The organism is Gordonia westfalica (assembly GCF_900105725.1).
GTDB classification, from domain to species: Bacteria; Actinomycetota; Actinomycetes; order Mycobacteriales; family Mycobacteriaceae; genus Gordonia; species Gordonia westfalica.
The window spans coordinates 3,556,611-3,573,766 of sequence record NZ_FNLM01000034.1 but is presented as its reverse complement, the minus strand read 5'-3'; the positions used below and the strand labels follow the sequence as shown (position 1 = coordinate 3,573,766).

Below are 17,156 nucleotides of genomic sequence, written 5' to 3'. Positions count from 1 at the left end.
GGTCGGGGAGTGATATCGCTGAAGCGGGGGCGTCAACGAGTCCGGGTGATCGCTGCGGGGATGGCCGCGGTCGCCATCGTCGGCTTGGTGAGCACGGCACCGGCCGTGCCTCCGGCCGCGGCTGCGGAAACCGAGTTGGAATGGACGTCGTGTCCCGCCGTCCACGGTGTTCCGGCGAGCGTCCGCTGTGCCGCGGTCGAGGTCCCGCTGGATCACGCCAAGCCGAACGGGCCGACCATCGAGCTCCTCGTGAGTCGCATTCCCGCGCGCGATCCGTCGCAACGGCGCGGTGTCCTGATGGGCAACCCGGGAGGCCCCGGCGGTGATGCCATCGCGATGTTCAGTCAGTTGCGTGTCCCGGACGAGGTGCGCGATCAGTGGGATCTCGTGGCCGTACAACCTCGCGGGCTGGTGTCGGGTACGCCGCTCAGATGCGATCCGATCACCGGTGAGGAACCCGAGATCTTCACCGCGGCAGGAAAACTCAACCGGGAACGGTGCGCGCGCCGCAGCCCCGGTCTGGGGCCGACCCTGACCACGGAGAACACCGCGCGCGACATAGACGTCGTCCGTCGGGCGCTGGGTGAGTCCAAGGTCAGTCTGTACGGGATCTCGTATGGGACGCTGCTCTTCGCGACCTACGCCACGCTGTTCCCGCAGCGGGTGGACCGCATCGTGCTCGATTCAGGCTTCGACCCCGGCGTCGTGTGGAACGCTCTCCTGGACGCGCAGACGCCTGGCTACAAGGCCCGCGTCCACGCGATGATGGCCTGGATCGCCCGTCACGATCGCGTCTACCATCTCGGTACCACTCCGCTTGCCGTGTACCGGAAGTGGAGCAACCGGATCAGCGCCGAGGCGGGCGTCCCGCCGTCACTGGTCGCACCGCCGGCGCAGGTCGGGGACGTTCCGCCGGGTCTCCGCGCCGTCGCCGACCAGTACATCGCCGGCACCGACCTGACCGCCGACGTGCGTGCACGGTTCGAGAACTTCGTCGCGACGCTGCTGACACCCGGTTCGGTGCAGGCGAATTCGGGACTCCTGATCCTGACACGTGCGTTCGCGCCCGATCGGAACCTCTGGCCGGTCATCGCGATGATGACTGCCGGTACCGCGCGGAAGTTCGCCGAGCCCTCACCCGCGGTCCTCGAAGCCGCGACGGTCTCACAGGACATGCAGGGGACCGTCCTGTGCAACGAGAACCGGGTGCCGGCCGATCCGTCGATGAGTCTCCCGGCGTTCATCACCGGTTACGTCACCGCCGACCCGTTCGAGGCGCCGGGATTCGTCTATCGGTCGGGTATGGCCTGTGCGGGAGCAGCCCCGGTCACCCGCCCGATCCAGATCCGGAACCGGGGTCTCGCCGTACGTCCGTTGCAGATCCAGAGCCTCGGTGATCCCCAGACGCCGTACCGCGGAAGCCTGGTGATGCGGCGGCAGATGGACAGCCACCTGATCACCGTCGCCGGCGGCGACCATGGCCAGCTCGGACGGGGAAACCGGCCTCTCGACGCCGCGATCGCCGAGTATCTGCGGACCGGCCGGACCTCGGTGACCCGGGTCCCCGAGGCGCCGATCACCGCGTCGTTGACCCGATTCCCGCCGAGTCTGACCGTCGGGGCGACCGCTTGGTGACGGCGCCGGACCGCGTGTCGGTCGAGGTCGGTGCTCGCGTCACCGAACTCGCCGGGCAACTCGATTCGGGGATCGTCGCGATCGACGGACCCTCGGGTGCGGGGAAATCGACGGTCGCCGACCTGCTGGTCGCCCGGTTGCGTGAGCGTGGGGTCGGCGTGACGCTGGTCCGCACCGACGACTTCGCGACCTGGGACGATCCGGTCGCGTGGTGGCCCGAACTCGAGGCCGATGTGCTGCATTCCTTCGTCCGACGGCGGGACTACCGGTATCGGCCCCGGGTGTGGCGCGACGGTGCCGCGACGCCGGGTCCCCAGGTGTGGATCGAATGGCAGCCACTGCTGATCATCGAAGGGGTGTCCGCCGCGCGACGTCGGATCGCCGACCGGTTGGCCCACGCGCTGTGGCTCGACGGCGGGACCGAGTCCGAGCGTCTGGAGCGGGCGGTGGCGCGGGATGGTGAAGAGGAGCGGGTTCACCTCCGGCAGTGGCAGGAGTTCGAGCGCGGCTGGTTCGCCGTGGACCGCACACGCGAGCGGTGCGTCGTACTGGACTAGTTGCCCGTCCGCAGCTCGCGGTTACTGTCGGATATGGCCACCCGACGGCGATTCCGTGATCTCGCGGAGCTCGATGCGCACCTGATCGACTGTCGTGCATGCCCTCGGCTCGTCGAGTGGCGCGAACAGGTGGCACGCGAGAAGCGGCGGGCGTTCGCCGACCAGGAGTACTGGGGCCGCCCGGTTCCCGGCATCGGGCCGGCCGACGCGCGGCTGCTGATCGTGGGTCTCGCACCTGCCGCGCACGGCGGCAACCGGACCGGGCGGATGTTCACCGGAGACCAGAGCGGGGACTTCCTGTTCTCCGCCATGTATCTCGCCGGCCTGGTGAGTCAACCCCACTCGGTGTCGATGGACGACGGTCTCGAATTGTTCGACACCCGGATCACCGCACCCGTGCACTGTGCTCCGCCACAGAACAAGCCGACTGTCGAGGAACGGGACCGGTGCTCGTACTGGTTGCACGGCGAGCTCGAATTACTCGCTCCGACAGTGCGTTCGGTGATCACGCTCGGCGCATTCGGCTGGCAGTCGACGCTTCGCACGTTCGGCGCGCTCGGCTGGACGGTTCCACGTCCGGCGCCCAAGTTCGCGCACGGCGCGTCGACCATCCTGACCCGCGGCGATGCGACGCTCGAGGTGTTCGGGTGCTATCACGTGAGTCAGCACAACACCTTCACCGGACGGCTGACCGTCGAGATGCTGGTCGATGTGCTGAGGGCGGCGGCGGCTTCGGCGGGAGTGCGTCGGCCGGGGGAGTGAGGTTTCGTGGTTTCGACACGGCTCCTCGCTGCGCTCGGTGCCGGCTCAACCGGCGGTGGGGGTTCTCGCTGCGCTCGGTGCCGGCTCAACCGGCGGTGGGGGTTCTCGCTGCGCTCGGTGCCGGCTCAACCGGCGGAGGGGGTCCTTGCTGCGCTCGGCGCCGGCTCACCGGCGGTGGGCTGCTCCTACCGCCGACGCCCGGCCGCGAGGCGTTCCTTGCGCAACCGGGTGACCTCCGGGAGGTCCAGCGGCGCAAGCGATTCGACGCCCATCGCGGTTGCAAGGAGGTAATCGGCGAGCTCCGGATTGCGAGCCAGCGCCGGACCGTGCATGTAGGTGCCGAGCACGCTGCCCTGCACGACGCCCTCGGTGCCGTCGCCGACACCGTTGCCGACGCCGTGCTTCACACGACCGAGCGGCTTGGCGTCAGCGCCCAATGTTGTTCCGCCGCGATGGTTCTCGAAGCCGGTGAGCGGTTGGGTGAGGGCGGCGAGGGTCGGTTCGGTGACCAGTTCGCCGATGCTGCGCTTCTCCTGCGGCGCGGTGGCCAGGTCGAACAGCGAGATGCCGTCGACGCGTTCACCTGCCGAGGTCTCGTACCAGTGTCCGAGCACCTGGATGGCTGCGCAGATCGCCAGGACGGGGCGTCCCGCCGCGGCGGCCTGCTGGAGACCCGGGTAACGGGTCAGGTGCCGGGTGGCCAGTCGCTGCGCGTAATCCTCTGCGCCACCGAGGGTGTAGACGTCGAGGGAGTCCGGAACCGGGTCGTCGAGCGTGATGTGCACGACCTCGGCGTCGATGCCGCGCATGATGGCGCGGCGCTTGAGGACGAGCGCGTTGCCGCTGTCGCCGTAGGTGCCCATGACGTCGGGCAGGACCAGCCCGATGCGCAGCGTCGACTCGCTCACTGTTCGCCCTTCCGTGCGCGTGCCGCGCGTTCCATGGCGATCCCCAGATCGCGGAACGCGGTGTAGTTGGCGAGCACCTCGACGCGTCCCGGCGGGCAGGAGGCGATGGCGGCCATCGGATCGGGGATCGTGGTGTGTTCGGCTCCCGCATAGAGGAGACGTACTGAGAGATCTGCGGCGCGCTCGCCGGCCGCGACCACCTGCATCGTCTCGAAGGCCTCGAATCGCACATCCCAGAGCCAGGAGAGGTCCTCGCCGTCGGGAACCTGGCCGTTGACCGCGATGACCAGACCGTCGGCGTCTTGGTCGATCATCGACAACGCCTCCTGCCATCCGGCCGGGTTCTTGGCGAGAAGCGTACGGACGGAATGATTTCCGACCTGGTGGACGCCGTAGCGTCCGGCGACCTCGCCGACGGTCCCCACCGCGGCGACGGCTTTGGCCGGGTCGGCGCCCATCGCGACGGCGGCGGCCACCGCCTGGGTCGCGTTGCCGCGGTTCGCCCGCCCGGGGACGGCGAGACTCAGAGGAGCGGAGAAGCCTCCGGGGCCGTAGATGTTCTCGTCGTCGAACCACCAGTCGGGGGTGGGGCGTCGGAAGTTCTCGTCGCCGGTCGACCGCCATCCGTCCTCGGACCGCACGATCGGCTCGCCGGTGCGGGGACAGCTCACCGAGTCGCCGACCCAGCTCGCGCCGGCGGCCACCCACACCACGTGGGGGGCGTCGAATGCCGCGGAGGTCACCAGGACGTCGTCGCAGTTGGCGATGACGGTGGTCGAGGGGTGCCGGGCGATGCCCTCGCGGAGCCTGCGCTCGATCATGTTGATCTCGCCGACCCGGTCGAGCTGGTCGCGCGACAGGTTCAGCAGGACCAGCACCTCGGGGTCCACCGCATCGCTGACGTGCGGCACGTGCAGTTCGTCGACCTCGAGAGCACACAACCGGGCGGTGCGACTGAGCGTGAGGGTCGCGATGATGCCGGCGTCCATGTTGGCGCCGTCGGCCTGCGTGGCGACCTCGCCGAGCTCGGCCATCGCCGCGGCGGTCATCCGCGTCGTCGTCGACTTGCCGTTGGTGCCGGTGATGATCGCGGTGTGTTTGCCGGCGGCGAGGCGTCGCATGATGTCGGGATCGATCTTGGCGGCGACGAGACCGCCGATCATCGAACCCTTGCCGCGCCCCGCGGTGCGCGACGCCCAGCGAGCCGCCGCGGCGGCGGCCAGCGCGACCGAGGTGCGGGCAGGCACGCGTGTGCTCCGGCGAGATGCGGATCCGGCAGACGATGGACGGTCGGGCATGGCCACGAGTGTTCCACAGGGCGGATGTCCGGGTTGCTCGTGCCGACCGTCGAACAGCAAGTAGGCTCGGCGACTGTGAGCCGCGACACCTATCTGCGTCTGTCCCTGCCCGCGCGTATCCAGCGTGGCGTCCTGCTCGCCGCGGCGAGGATTCCCGAAACCGCACTGGCGGTCCTCGGCCGGCGGGCGCCGGTCAACTCCGACGGTGAGCGGGTGGCCCCGGAGTTCGTTGCTGTCGGTTGGGCCACCGACCATGTCCCCGGCTCGGACCCGTTCGCCGGCGAGGTCGACCAGTCGCGGGCCCAGACGGACGAACTCGGCGCCGCGATGGCCGAGAACCTACCGCCGATGGCGGTGGAGGAAGACCTGGTCATCGATGGTCCGGCGGGCCCGATCCCGGCGACGCGCTATCGGTCGTCGATCGACTCGGACGGGGTCATCGTCTACTTCCACGGTGGTGGTTTCGTCACCGGCAGTCGCATCAGTCACGACACGTTCGTGCGCCGGCTCGCTCACGGAACCGGACTCGACGTCCTCTCGGTCGAGTACCGGCTCGCGCCGGAGAATCCGTTCCCGGCGGGTGTCGACGACGCGGTCGCCGCCTGGCATTTCGCCGTCGACATGGCGCCACGGTGGGGCGTCGATCCCGAGCGCATCGTGGTCGCCGGTGACAGCGCGGGCGGGAATCTGGCGACCGTGGTGGCCCGACTCGTCCGCGACGAGCCGATCACTCCGATCTTCCAGTTGCTGATATACCCGGTCACCGATGCCACCGCGGAGACCCCGTCGCGTCGTGAGTTCGCGTCCGGGTACTTCCTGAGCCTGGACGGGATCCACTGGTTCAACGACCGCTACGTGCCCGACGTCGAACAGCGCACCGACCCGCGGTGTTCGCCGCTGCTCGCCGAGGACCTCAGCGGGCTCGCGCCGGCGCACGTCATCGTCGCCGGATTCGACCCGCTGCGCGACGAGGGCCTCGCCTACGCGAAGCGGCTCGAGGAAGCGGGAGTTCCCGTCTCGCTGCGACGTGAGGGGACGTTGATCCACGGGTTCATCAACATGACCCTCATCAGCCCCGGCGCCCGCGCCGCGGTCGACCGGATGTGTGCCGAGGTCCGGCGAGCGCTCGACGAGGCGCCGCCGTCGGGCCGGGAGTCGATCGCCGGCTAACGGTCGGGGGTACCCGCACCGACGCCGGCGAGGTCGGCTGTCCTGCTCGGGGTCGGTGTCCCGGCGGCTGCACGACGCCGCATGCGTGACCGCGGACGCGCCATCACACCGGCCGCGCAGCCTGCGACGACGATCACGGCACCGACGATCTCGCCCGCGGTCGGGACCTCGCCGAGGAAGGCGAACGATGCGCTGATGCCGACGACGGGCACGAGCAGCGACATCGGCGACACCCGGCTCGCGTCGTTGCGGCTCAGGAGCATCGTCCACAGGCCCGCGCCGATGAGGGTGCCGAAGACCGACAGGTAGGCGAGTCCGCCGAGGGCACGTAGGCCGGTCTCGGTGCCGATCGTCATGAGTGAGTCGATGCCCGCGGCCGGACCCTCGATGATCAGGCTCGCCAGGTACAGCGGTGGAGTAGCGACGACGGACATCCACAGCGTCATGCGGAACGAATCGTCGGGCTGCGCCAGACGGCCACCGATGTTGCCGATGGCCCAGCTGAGGCCACCGAGGATGGTGAGCCCGATGGGGAGGAGCGCGGCGACGCCGACGTCGCTGCCGGTGGCCCGGTCGAAGGCGATCAGACCCATGCCGCCGACGGCGACCACCAGGCCCACGACCTGGGCGACCGTCATCCGTTCCCGCAGGAACAGCACGCCGAGGACCACGGTGAACGGAGCAGACGTCTGCAGCACCAGCGAGGCGAGCCCGGCCGGCATGCCCAGGCTCATCGCGAGGAACAGGAACATGAACTGCACGGTTCCGAAACCCGCCACATACAGCAGGAACCACTTCAGGCGGACTTTCGGGAAACGCACGAACAGGATGACCGGGATCGCCATGACCGCGAAGCGCAGAGCAGCGAGGAAGAACGGCGGGAAGTGTTCGAGACTGAAGTGGATCGCGACGAAGTTCAGTCCCCACAAGAACACGACACAGAGGGCGAGCAATCGATCACGAGTGGACATGCACACTATCGTCCGAGGCCGCGCGATGAAGGACAATCGAATTTAAACGGAAGGATTGTTCAGATTTACTGAACGATTCCGCGTGTGTGCGTCAGCGGGTCACTGCTGTGCGGCGGCGACCTTCGCCCGGACGTCGTCCATGTCGAGTGCCTCGACCGCGCCGATGAGTTCCTCGAGCTGTGCGGCCGGGAGCGCGCCGGGCTGATTGAAGACCAGAATGCCGTCGCGGAAGGCCATCAGCGTCGGGATCGACTGGATGCCAAGGCTTCCGGCGAGCTGCTGCTCCGCCTCGGTGTCGATCTTGCCGAAGAAGATGTCGGAGTGGGCCTCGGAGGCCTTCTCGAACACGGGGCCGAACATGCGGCACGGGCCGCACCAGCTCGCCCAGAAATCGAGCAGCACGATGCCATCGGCCTCGATGGTGGGTTGGAAGGTTTCGAGGGTTACGTCTTGTGTTGCCATGGTCTCAACAACCGTTTCGGGGCCGGAGACATTCCGCAGGTGATGTGCGACGCAAGCGTCACAAACGAAGTCGCGTGCGACTTCGATCGGGGGCCGCGATATCGACCGATGTCGTATGGCCGGGTTGACGTCGCACGCGACCTCATTTCGATCCTGAGCAGCAGGCCTGATGACCAGTATGTCGGTACCTTGACCCCATGGAGGTCCGGAGGCTGCGGTTGCTGCGTGAGTTCGCCGATCGTGAGTCCATCGGTGCGGTCGCCGACGCGATGCACATGACGCCTTCGGCGGTGTCGCAGCAGCTCAAGGTCCTCGCCGACGAGGCCGGCGTGCCGTTGTTCGAGCCCGACGGGCGGCGGATCCGGTTGACCGAGGCGGGCCGCGCGCTGGTGCTGCGTGCCGACGAGGTGATCGCGGCAGTCGATCGGGCCCAGGAGGAGATGGCGTCGTATCGGTCGGGCAAGGCCCGGGTGCGGCTGGCGATGTTCCCGTCCGGTTCGACGCTGCTGCTGCCGACGGTCCTCGATCGCGCCGCCGAGTCGGGGATCGAGGTGCACGCCTTCCATCTCGACGTCGGATACCCCGATGCCGCACCGGCTCTCGCGGACTTCGACATCGTCGTGACCCATCGGGACGAACGGACACCCGCGGTCAATCAGTCGCGCGTGCGGGTCGCCGAACTGATGCGCGAGCCGGTCGATGTCATCGTGCCCGTCGACAGTCCGCTCGCCGAGGCCGACGAGGTGGTCGTGTCCGAGCTCGCCGAACACGATTGGATCAGTGTCGAGGGCGGCTTCCCGGTCGACGATGTGCTGCAGTCCATTTCGGCGGTCACAGGGGTGGCGCCACGGGTCACGCAGCGCATGCTGGACTTCACCACCATCGAGGCCCTCGTCGCCGGCGGTCACGGGATCGCATTGATGCCGCGGTTCGCGGTTCGGCATCCGGGCGTGAAGCGACTGGAACTCAAGGGTGTTCGCGCGGCGCGCGTGTACGAGGCACTGGCGCGGCCGCGCTCCCGGACCGCGGTTGCACAGGTCGTCGAGCTGCTGATGGCCGCGGGCGCCGATCACGGTCGGTGACACCGACAGTGCCGATCACGGTCGGTGACCGACGAAGGCCGGTGGCCCACGCTTCTCGCGTGAGCCACCGGCCTTCGTTCGTGCTGTGGGATCAGACGCCCAGGCTCTTGCCGACGATGTCCTTCATGATCTCGGTGGTGCCACCGAAGATCGTCTGGATGCGGGCATCGGTGTAGGCGCGGGCCACACGGTACTCGTTCATGTAGCCGTAGCCGCCGTGCAGCTGCAGGCAGCTGTCGATGACGCGCTTGGCGAGCTCGGTGCACCACCACTTGTTCTTGGAGGCATCGACGGCGTTCAGCTCACCGTCGAGCACGCCCTGGAGGCAGCGGTCGATGTAGACCTCGGCGATGTCCAGCTCGGTGGCCATCTCGGCGAGCGTGAAACGGTTCGCCTGGAAGGTGCCGATCGGGCGGCCGAATGCCTTGCGGTCCTTGGTGTACTGCAGGGTCTCGTCGAAGATCGCGCGAGCGCCGGCGATGGCGCCGATGCCGATCGACAGCCGCTCGGACGGCAGGTTCTGCATGAGGTGGTAGAAGCCCATGCCTTCCTGGCCGAGCAGGTTCTCGACCGGGACGCGCACGTTGTTGAAGTGCAGCTCGGCGGTGTCCTGCGCCTTGAGGCCCATCTTGTCGAGCTTGCGACCGCGCTCGAAGCCCTCCATGCCGCGCTCGACGACGAGGAGCGAGAACGCCTTGTGGCCGGCCTCGGGGTCCGGGTTGGTGCGGCACACGACGACCACGAGGTCGGAGTTGATGCCCGACGAGATGAAGGTCTTGTTGCCGTTGAGGACGTAGTGGTCGCCCTCGAGTTTGGCCGAGGTCTTGATACCGGCGAGGTCGGAGCCGGCGCCCGGCTCGGTCATCGCGACGGCGAGGATCGTCTCACCGGTGGCGATGCCCGGCATCCAGCGCTTCTTCTGCTCGTCGTTGGCCAGGTGGACGAAGTACGGTGCGACGACGTCGTTCTGGAGGCTGAGCCCGGGAGCCGCACCGTCGAACTTGGCGAACTCCTCGACGACGACCGCGTTGAAGCGGAAGTCGTCCATCGCGCCACCGCCGCCGTACTCCTCCGGGATGTTGAAGCCCAGGAGGCCTGCGTCGCCGGCCTTCTTGAAGATCTCACGATCGACCTGGCCGGCCTTGGTCCACTCGTCGTTGTAGGGGAGGCATTCGCGGTTCAGGAACTGGCGCGCGGTTTCGCGCAGGGCCTCGTGCTCGGCTTCGAAGATGGTGCGTTTCATGGCTTTTCTCCCTTGTCGTGAGTCTGGAATCGGTCGTGAGTCTGGATCGTCGGGTCAGTCGTTGTCGGCGTTCCGCGCACCCACGACCCGCAGTGAGATCAGGGCGTACGACGCCGCGACCTCGGCGGGTGTGCGTGCACCCGACGGGCGGTACCAGGTGGTGACCGCCTGGCAGGCGCCGAACAGGTAGCGGAGGACGTCTTTGACGTCCTCGTCGAACCGGAACTCGCCCGATTCCCGGCCCGCCTCGATGACGTCGGCGAGCATGTTCTCGGTCTCGGTCCGCATCGCGATGTACGGTTCGCGCCGCGGGTCCTCCGGATCGAGATGACGGAATTCGCTTGCGACGCTGGCCAGCTCGAGATCGCTGGTCATGTGCAGGACGATGGACTCGATCGCGTTCGACAGTTTCTCGCTCGGCGTGCGGCCCTCCTCGATCGCTGCGCCGACCCAGGCGAGGACCGAGGTCATCGCCGCTTCGAGCAGCTCCACGAGGATGCCGAGCTTGTTGTCGTGGTGGTAGTACAGCGTCGGCAGGGAGACCCCGGCCCGCGACGCGATGTCGCGGATCGAGGTCCCGTGAAACCCGCGCTCGTAGAACGCGCGCTTCGCCGCGTCGAGGGTGGCCGGCAGCGGCACGTTGTCGCGCCGCCGCCAGTCCAGCCCCTCGGTGTCGATCGTGAACCGTTTGGCAGCAGCGGCTTTGGCCGCCTCAGACACGTTCGATGATGGTGGCGTTGGCCATGCCGGCACCCTCGCACATGGTCTGCAGGCCGTAGCGACCGCCGGTGGCCTCGAGGTGGTTGACCAGGGTGCTCAGCAGGCGGGTACCCGAGGAGCCGAGTGCGTGCCCCAGGGAGATCGCGCCACCGCGCGGGTTCAGCTTGGCCGGATCGGCACCGAACTCGTGGGCCCAGGCCATCGGCACCGACGCGAACGCCTCGTTGACCTCATAGGCGTCGATCTCGTCGATCGACAGACCCGAACGTTCCAGGATCTTGTGGGTCGCGGGGATCGGGGCGGTCAGCATGAAGATCGGATCGTCGCCGGCGACCGAGAACGAGTGGAAGCGGGCGCGCGGGGTCAGTCCCAGCTTCGACGCCATCGTGTCGCTCATGATCAGCGCCGCCGACGCGCCGTCTGTGAGCGGCGAGGAGTTGCCCGGCGTGATGTGCCAGTTGATCTCGGGGAACCGCTTCGCCAGATCCTCGTTGTAGAACGACGGCTTGAGACCAGACAGTCCCTCGGCGGTGGTGGAGGCGCGCACCGTCTCGTCGACCTTGTGCGTGAAGATCGCGCCCTCGGCGTCGGCCACGTCGATCGGCAGGATCTCGCGGTCGAAGAAGCCGTCGGCCGCGGCGGCCGCGGCGCGCTGATGCGACTGGGCGGCGAATGCGTCGAGGGCGTCACGATCGAACTTCCACTTGGCGGCGACGAGCTCGGCCGAAATGCCCTGGTTGACAAGACCTTCGGGTAGCGAGCCTCGATGCTCGGTCCGTACGGGCTGCGGCCGGCGGTGGAGAATCCCATCGGGACGCGGCTCATCGACTCGACACCGGCGGCGATGGCGATGTCGTAGGCGCCGGCGATGATGCCCTGCGCGGCGAAGTGGGCGGCCTGCTGGCTCGACCCGCACTGACGGTCGACGGTCGTCGCCGGGACGGACTCGGGGAAACCGGCCGACAGCAGTGCCGAACGCGAGATGTTGAGTGCCTGCTCGCCGGCCTGTCCGACGCAGCCGCCGATCACGTCGTCGACGAGAGCCGGGTCGAAGTCGTTGCGCTCGACGAGCGAACGCAGCACGTGGGCGAGCAGTTCGACCGGCTTGGTCTCGGACAGGGCGCCGCCCGGCTTGCCCTTTCCGGAGGCGAGGCGGACTACGTCGACGATGACGGCTTCTGGCATGAAGGTTCCTCCCGGGTGTGGTGTCGCGACCGCGTGCGGGATCAGCATGGCCCACGTCACTTTATCTAACGATCGTTATACCGGTGTAGCACGCGGCGTGCGGGCGAAGCAACAGGCTCGGCGAGATTCGGCAGAACGCAGATGCCCTCGCCCGGGTCCATCCGGGCGAGGGCATCGACGGGTCAGGGCGTCAGATCGCGCCCTTGTCCGTGTCGCCTGCGGGAACGGCGGAGAACGTCTTCACGTCGAGCGGACCGGCCAGCAGCGGGCCGATGGCCTTGCCGAGCTCGGTGAGTGCCGGCGCGCTGCCGTGCGTGGACAGTGCCTCGAACGACTCCCAACGCTCGATCATCACCAGATCGGTCGAATCGCCCGTGGCTTCGTGCAGTGCGTACTTCCCGCAACCGGGCTCGCCGTGCACCTGGGGGATGGCGGCCAGCACCGCATCGCGGACGGCCTGCTCCTCGCCGGGCTTGGGCGAGATGGTGGCGACGACGATCACTTCGGACATGAATGGGCTCCTAGAGGTGGGGGATGTTGTCGTGACGTTAGGGGAGCGTCGTCGGTTCGTGTGGCGGTTTCGCCGACCCCGGTTCCGCTGTCGGTGTCCACTCGCCCGGCCGGCGCCGGCGTTCTCCCGGCCCGCCTGTGGTGAGCCGATGCGGCCTCTGCGGCGAAATGAGACGGACAACACAGTTGAGGGTTCGATGTGACTACGCATGATGTCGGATTTCGCCCGTGTCGCACGGCCGGCCTTGTCGGGAACGCGCAGGCCAGGCCGGTGAGAACCGAAAAACGGTGCGGCCAAGGCGGTTCGAACGTGTGGGCGGTCACATCTACTCGGCGGTCAGTTTCCGCCGCCGAATGTTCTGTCACGCGACTTAGCTGGCTTGCCCGGCCGAATCCCCGCTCCCTATGCTTTGTGCGTTCGGTCACATTTCGTACCGGGGAAGTGTCATAGCGCGGGGTGACGGGGTGGTCGTGAGCACTGCGAGCATCGGGTTCGGTCGTTCGGGGCCCGTCACCTACGTGCTCGGATCGGTCCGGACGTTCGGGCGCCTGGTCCGGATGACGACGAGGTCGTCGGCGATCGCCGTCGCGGAGATCGCGACCGGCCGATTCCCGCTGCGCGAGAGCCTGGTTCAAGGTTGGTTCTTCGTCTCGGTCTCGCTCTGGCCGGCGATCCTGATCTCCATCCCGATGGGAGTGGTGATCGCGGTCCAGATCGGCAGCGTCGCGTCGAACGTCGGCGCCAACTCGATGGCCGGCGCAGTCGGCGGCATGGGCGTCATGCAGCAGATCGCGCCGCTGGCCACGGCAGTCCTCGTCGGCGGTGCGGGTGGTTCCGCCATCGCCTCGGACCTGGGCGCGAGGACGATCCGCGACGAGATCGATGCTCTTCGCACGATGGGCATCGACCCGCATCAGCGCCTCGTCGCCCCTCGCCTGGTGGCCATGTCCGTGGTCGCGCCGGCGCTCTCGGTGCTCGTGATCCTGATGAGCATCCTGTCGAGTTTCGCCGTCGCCGCCATCGGACAGGGCGTCGCGCCCGGCTCGTACTGGTTGTCGTTCGGCAGCTTCGCGTCGATCACCGACCTGCTCATCTGCCTCGGCAAGGCGGTGATCTTCGGTTTCGTCGTGGCGGCCATCGCCTGTCATCGGGGACTCGAGGCGAAGGGCGGTCCCAAGGGCGTTGCAGATCACCACCGCCGACGAGTCCGGTCCGGCGCCGCTCCAGGCTCTGCTGAAGGGCGCCGACCAGGAGATGGCCGGTCTCGGTCCGGCGATCAACGCGCAACTGCGTGAGCTCGGCAGTCTGATGGAGTCGCCGGACACGTTCATGCGCGACTTCGGCACACTCATCGAGAACAGTTCGGAACTCACCGAATTCGTGGCTGCGGACTGGGAGAACGTCGCCACGACGATCAAGATCTTCGGTCCCGGCCTGTCCCTCATCGAGTACATGCTCGGCCTGGTGAAGATGATCGTCGAGAAGCTCGCCAACGCACTCGACCCGCTCGACCGGTTGTTCAATCAGAACTTCCCGTTGTTCATGGACGTTCTCAACGCCTCGGTGCCGATCGTCAGCATGGTGCGCACCAAGACCGAGGAGTCGCCCGAACTGCTGCAACGGATTCCCGCGATCCTGACCATGTTGCATGCGATGCTCGAGGGTCCCGGCCGTGGCGTCGGCGTGGACTATCGAGCACCCAGGGCCCAGGTGGTCAGCACCGATGCCGGCGGGATGTGTGAGCTGCTCAGAAAGATTCCGGGCAGCCGCTGTGAGGCCGCGTCGTCGAAGATGATCACCGTGCCGCTGCCGCAGCTCTTTCTCGCCGACCTGGGAGGGCATCGATGAACCGCCCGTCGCCTCGACGCCTGACCGGGTTGCTCGCGATGATCGTCGCCGCGGTCGTGCTGTGCGCCGGGTGCTCGTTCAACCCGAGCAACTACGTCATGCCGGGCACGGGAGTCGGTGGCCCGACCTACCGGATCGACCTCGAATTCGCCTCGCTGCTCAGCCTTCCCGCCGGTGCGGAGGTCCGGAGCAACGGCGCGAAGGTCGGTTCGATGCGATCGATCACGCTGAGCGACGAGTCGGCGGTCGCGCACATCGAGGTGAGCTCCGACGTCGAACTGCCGCGCGGCACGCGCGCCGAACTCCGGCAGACCTCGGTGCTCGGCGACATCTACATCGCGCTGATCCCGCCGGCCGAGGTGGGACCGGTCAGCCTGGCCGACGGCGACGTCATCGGGCTCGCCGACACCGACCGCGGCCCGCAGATCGAGGACGTGCTGGCGCGGATGGCCGACTTCGTCAACGCGGGCAGCATGACCCGCCTGCAGGACGCCATCGCCGAACTCAACAAGACCCTGCCGAACGACGTCGCCGAGCTTCGCGGAGTGGCCGAATTCGGTTCGGCCGCACTGAACGAGACCGCCTCCAACATGGCCGCCCTCGACCGGACCCTGGACGCCACCGCCCGTCTGACCGGGCGGCTCGACGAGATGCGCGACCAGCTCGGGTTCATGTTCTCCGACCACGCGCGCAGCCGGTTGGAGCGGGTCCCGCAGTTCATGACCGCCGTGCTCAACGTCGTGATCGACGTCAACACGCTCACCACCGGCCTCGAATGGCTGATCCCGCGTCTCCCGCACGTGCGGGCCAATCTGGAACAGATCGCGCCGCTGATCCGTGAACCGTCGCCGAGCGCGCACCAACTCAACGGAAACGCGGCCACCGCGGTGTCGTTGACGAAGACAAGCTGGTCCCGTTCCTGTTGGGCCCCAACGTGAACATCAAGCAGGTCAGCATCGCGAAACAGGATGTCAGCGCCAACGCCTTCATGCTGCTCAAGATGGTGGGTGCCGTGCGATGAGCCGTATACCGAGCTGGGCGTCGGCGATGGCGCTCGTCCTGACGACGGTACTGGGCGTCGGCTATCTCGTCGTCGGTGTGCTGGCGGTCGACCCGACCCGGACGCACACGAGCATCACCGTCGACCTGACCGATTCCTCCGGCCTCACAGCGGGTTCCGACGTCGTCTACCGCGGGGTGAACATCGGGCAGGTCGACGAGGTGACCGGCCGTCCGGGTGGAGTCCAGGTGCGACTCACCTACGACGCCGACTACCGCATCCCGGTGGAGACCGACCTCAAGGTCGAGCAGTTGTCGTCGCTGGGCGAACCGGTCTTCGCGTTCATGCCGAACTCCGACACCGGTCCTTTCCTGGAGAACGACGCACACCTGACGCAGACGGTGGAGGTACCGACCTCGGTGGCGCAGCTGCTCGGCGACTCGTCGGAGATGCTGGAACAGGTGGAACCGGAACGCGTGACGCGCCTGATCGACACGTTCTCGCAGTCGGTGACCGGCGTCGAGTCGACTGTGACTCCTGCTGTCCGACGCGGTGCAGACCTGCTCCTCATGACACTCACCTCGCGCCAGGGGCACCTCGACGCGCTGACCGATCACATGACCGACATTCTCTCCAAGACAGACGAACTCAAGCAGGCGATGGTCTCGGCACCGCCGCAGCTCGACAAGTTCGGCGAGTCGCTCGGTGTCTCGTACGAATACCTGTTCTTCGCCTCCCGGAAGCTGAGGGGACGCGAGGTCATGGGGTCGTGGCGCGAGGAACAGCAGCAACTCGTCGAGGTGCTGGAGAAGCTCTCCCCCGATCTTCTCGCGCTCGGGGGTGCCCTGCGTCCGATCACGCAGGCGTCCGGTCCGCTCGTCGGGATGATCGACCTGGCCGACCTCCTCGACCACGCCATCCATTCCCTTCCCGGCGACCGATTGCGCGTCACCCTGACCGCTCCGGGATCATGATCCGAGAACCGCAAGCAGTGCAAGGAGTACCGATGAGCCAGCACGACGACACCGCCGCAGGCACCGACCACGCCGAGGGCACGTCCGCCGTCACTGCATCATCGGCGGTGGCCCTCGACGAGGCGAAGCCCAAGAAGAACAAGAGCGAGAAGGACAAGGCCGGCAAGAAGAGCGCGTCGGCCAAGAACAAGTCGGCCCAGAACGGCAAGAAGAAGAGCGGAAAGGGCAAGTCGGGCAAGAAGTCCGAGGCCGCGCCAGTCACACGTCGCCCGCTCATCGCGGTCTCGGCGGTGGCCGCGATCGCCGTCGTTCTCGCAGCCGTCTTCGGAATCCTCTGGGCCACCGATGGTTCCGCCGACGAGCTCGCTGCAGTCAACACCAAGATCGCGACCGACGCCGAGGCGGAGAAGGTGGCCGGCGACTACGCGCTCAACGTGTCGAAGGTCGACTACCAGGACATCGACGCGTGGCGGACCGCGCTCGAGACCGGTGTGACCCAGCAGCTCAAGGAGATGAGCACCGCGGTCGATGTCGTTGCGCCGCTGCTCACCCAGATGCAGTACGTGTCGACCGCCGAGAAGCTGGCCGCGACCGTCGCCCACTCGGACGGAAACCAGTATGTGGTGCGTGTGTTCGTCGACATGGACTCCAAGAGCCGCCAGACGCCGGACGGGGTGACCGCCACCGCGAGTTACACCATCACCCTCGACAAGGCCAGCGGCTGGACCATCACCGACGTCGGTGGTCTCGGCGCCGGTCTGCCCGGTCAGCCGGGTAACTGACCTCACGCACAATCGCGGGTTCCCAGCAGAAGCGGTAGTTGGAACCAG

17 protein-coding genes and 1 pseudogene are annotated in these 17,156 nt (G+C 67.7%); 10 read left to right on the top strand and 8 right to left on the bottom strand.

The features are described from left to right. Positions 1 to 60 precede the first annotated feature (60 nt). Genes BLU62_RS21920 through BLU62_RS21910 form a run of 3 tightly spaced genes read left to right on the top strand, consistent with a single transcriptional unit; the run spans position 61 to position 2,954 of the window. Positions 61 to 1,635, top strand: coding sequence for an alpha/beta fold hydrolase (locus tag BLU62_RS21920; RefSeq protein WP_074852057.1), 1,575 nt, complete (start codon positions 61 to 63; stop codon positions 1,633 to 1,635). Then, on the top strand, positions 1,632 to 2,192 hold the full coding sequence (locus tag BLU62_RS21915; protein WP_074852056.1) for a uridine kinase family protein: 561 nt from the start codon (positions 1,632 to 1,634) through the stop codon (positions 2,190 to 2,192). The genes BLU62_RS21920 and BLU62_RS21915 overlap by 4 nt, the downstream gene beginning before the upstream one ends. Positions 2,193 to 2,225: 33 nt before the next feature. Continuing rightward, positions 2,226 to 2,954, top strand: a complete 729-nt coding sequence (locus BLU62_RS21910; RefSeq protein ID WP_074852055.1) for a uracil-DNA glycosylase — start codon at positions 2,226 to 2,228, stop codon at positions 2,952 to 2,954. A gap of 185 nt (positions 2,955 to 3,139) precedes the next feature. Here BLU62_RS21910 and BLU62_RS21905 read toward each other — a convergent pair whose 3' ends face one another. After that, positions 3,140 to 3,862 (bottom strand): type 1 glutamine amidotransferase, encoded by a 723-nt coding sequence (locus tag BLU62_RS21905; protein ID WP_074852054.1) that lies wholly within the window; start codon positions 3,860 to 3,862, stop codon positions 3,140 to 3,142. Next, positions 3,859 to 5,160 (bottom strand): MurT ligase domain-containing protein, encoded by a 1,302-nt coding sequence (locus BLU62_RS21900; protein WP_074852053.1) that lies wholly within the window; start codon positions 5,158 to 5,160, stop codon positions 3,859 to 3,861. Before BLU62_RS21900 ends, BLU62_RS21905 begins: the two co-directional genes overlap by 4 nt. A 75-nt stretch (positions 5,161 to 5,235) precedes the next feature. Here BLU62_RS21900 and BLU62_RS21895 point away from each other — a divergent pair, with 75 nt between their 5' ends. Then, complete coding sequence (locus BLU62_RS21895) at positions 5,236 to 6,330, top strand: alpha/beta hydrolase (protein ID WP_074853112.1); 1,095 nt, start codon at positions 5,236 to 5,238, stop codon at positions 6,328 to 6,330. Here the strand turns inward: BLU62_RS21895 and BLU62_RS21890 are convergent. Both BLU62_RS21890 and trxA read right to left on the bottom strand, forming a co-directional pair. Next, a complete protein-coding gene (locus BLU62_RS21890; protein ID WP_074852052.1) occupies positions 6,327 to 7,301 on the bottom strand; it encodes an EamA family transporter in 975 nt (324 codons plus the stop codon). The two genes, BLU62_RS21895 and BLU62_RS21890, sit on opposite strands and share 4 nt — an antisense overlap. A 99-nt stretch (positions 7,302 to 7,400) precedes the next feature. Then, entirely contained in the window at positions 7,401 to 7,763 is a 363-nt protein-coding gene (gene trxA, locus BLU62_RS21885) for a thioredoxin (protein WP_005199050.1), read from the bottom strand. Between the two features lie 197 nt (positions 7,764 to 7,960). On the opposite strand from trxA, the gene BLU62_RS21880 reads away from it, so the two are divergent. Continuing rightward, entirely contained in the window at positions 7,961 to 8,845 is an 885-nt protein-coding gene (locus tag BLU62_RS21880; protein ID WP_074852051.1) for a LysR family transcriptional regulator, read from the top strand. A gap of 91 nt (positions 8,846 to 8,936) precedes the next feature. Here BLU62_RS21880 and BLU62_RS21875 read toward each other — a convergent pair whose 3' ends face one another. The 4 genes and pseudogenes from BLU62_RS21875 to BLU62_RS21860 all read right to left on the bottom strand — a co-directional run bounded on the left by BLU62_RS21875 (position 8,937) and on the right by BLU62_RS21860 (position 12,504). Continuing rightward, a complete protein-coding gene (locus BLU62_RS21875; RefSeq protein WP_074852050.1) occupies positions 8,937 to 10,088 on the bottom strand; it encodes an acyl-CoA dehydrogenase family protein in 1,152 nt (383 codons plus the stop codon). 54 nt (positions 10,089 to 10,142) lie between these two features. Then, positions 10,143 to 10,808, bottom strand: coding sequence for a TetR/AcrR family transcriptional regulator (locus BLU62_RS21870; protein WP_074852049.1), 666 nt, complete (start codon positions 10,806 to 10,808; stop codon positions 10,143 to 10,145). Beyond that, positions 10,801 to 11,993 (bottom strand): annotated as a pseudogene (locus BLU62_RS21865) (thiolase family protein). Before BLU62_RS21865 ends, BLU62_RS21870 begins: the two are co-directional and overlap by 8 nt. Positions 11,994 to 12,183: 190 nt before the next feature. Further along, positions 12,184 to 12,504: a putative quinol monooxygenase gene (locus tag BLU62_RS21860; protein WP_055476271.1), complete on the bottom strand. Its 321-nt coding sequence runs from the start codon at positions 12,502 to 12,504 to the stop codon at positions 12,184 to 12,186. 470 nt (positions 12,505 to 12,974) lie between these two features. Between BLU62_RS21860 and BLU62_RS21855 the strand changes: the two genes are divergently transcribed. The 5 genes from BLU62_RS21855 (at position 12,975) to BLU62_RS21835 (ending at position 17,108) form a co-directional block, all read left to right on the top strand. Then, the gene (locus BLU62_RS21855) at positions 12,975 to 13,799 is read left to right on the top strand and encodes an MlaE family ABC transporter permease (protein ID WP_244278286.1); all 825 of its coding nucleotides are present in this window, start codon (positions 12,975 to 12,977) and stop codon (positions 13,797 to 13,799) included. Then, complete coding sequence (locus BLU62_RS21850) at positions 13,759 to 14,352, top strand: hypothetical protein (protein WP_074852048.1); 594 nt, start codon at positions 13,759 to 13,761, stop codon at positions 14,350 to 14,352. The genes BLU62_RS21855 and BLU62_RS21850 overlap by 41 nt, the downstream gene beginning before the upstream one ends. After that, positions 14,349 to 15,290 carry an MlaD family protein gene (locus BLU62_RS21845; RefSeq protein WP_244278285.1) on the top strand — a complete coding sequence of 314 codons (942 nt, stop codon included), beginning with the start codon at positions 14,349 to 14,351 and terminating at the stop codon, positions 15,288 to 15,290. Before BLU62_RS21850 ends, BLU62_RS21845 begins: the two co-directional genes overlap by 4 nt. Before the next feature lie 79 nt (positions 15,291 to 15,369). Further along, on the top strand, positions 15,370 to 16,326 hold the full coding sequence (locus BLU62_RS21840; RefSeq protein WP_074852047.1) for an MlaD family protein: 957 nt from the start codon (positions 15,370 to 15,372) through the stop codon (positions 16,324 to 16,326). 32 nt (positions 16,327 to 16,358) lie between these two features. Continuing rightward, positions 16,359 to 17,108 carry a hypothetical protein gene (locus tag BLU62_RS21835; RefSeq protein WP_074852046.1) on the top strand — a complete coding sequence of 250 codons (750 nt, stop codon included), beginning with the start codon at positions 16,359 to 16,361 and terminating at the stop codon, positions 17,106 to 17,108. The last annotated feature ends 48 nt before the right edge of the window (positions 17,109 to 17,156 follow it).

Coding starts and splice junctions, on each gene's coding strand:
- BLU62_RS21880 (WP_074852051.1), top strand. CDS start 7,961: ATGGAGGTCCGGAGGCTGCGGTTGCTGCGTGAGTTCGCCGATCGTGAG.
- BLU62_RS21910 (WP_074852055.1), top strand. CDS start 2,226: ATGGCCACCCGACGGCGATTCCGTGATCTCGCGGAGCTCGATGCGCAC.
- BLU62_RS21860 (WP_055476271.1), bottom strand. CDS start 12,504: ATGTCCGAAGTGATCGTCGTCGCCACCATCTCGCCCAAGCCCGGCGAG.
- BLU62_RS21840 (WP_074852047.1), top strand. CDS start 15,370: ATGAGCCGTATACCGAGCTGGGCGTCGGCGATGGCGCTCGTCCTGACG.
- BLU62_RS21920 (WP_074852057.1), top strand. CDS start 61: ATGGCCGCGGTCGCCATCGTCGGCTTGGTGAGCACGGCACCGGCCGTG.
- trxA (WP_005199050.1), bottom strand. CDS start 7,763: ATGGCAACACAAGACGTAACCCTCGAAACCTTCCAACCCACCATCGAG.
- BLU62_RS21875 (WP_074852050.1), bottom strand. CDS start 10,088: ATGAAACGCACCATCTTCGAAGCCGAGCACGAGGCCCTGCGCGAAACC.
- BLU62_RS21890 (WP_074852052.1), bottom strand. CDS start 7,301: ATGTCCACTCGTGATCGATTGCTCGCCCTCTGTGTCGTGTTCTTGTGG.
- BLU62_RS21900 (WP_074852053.1), bottom strand. CDS start 5,160: ATGCCCGACCGTCCATCGTCTGCCGGATCCGCATCTCGCCGGAGCACA.
- BLU62_RS21850 (WP_074852048.1), top strand. CDS start 13,759: ATGGCCGGTCTCGGTCCGGCGATCAACGCGCAACTGCGTGAGCTCGGC.
- BLU62_RS21835 (WP_074852046.1), top strand. CDS start 16,359: ATGAGCCAGCACGACGACACCGCCGCAGGCACCGACCACGCCGAGGGC.
- BLU62_RS21845 (WP_244278285.1), top strand. CDS start 14,349: ATGAACCGCCCGTCGCCTCGACGCCTGACCGGGTTGCTCGCGATGATC.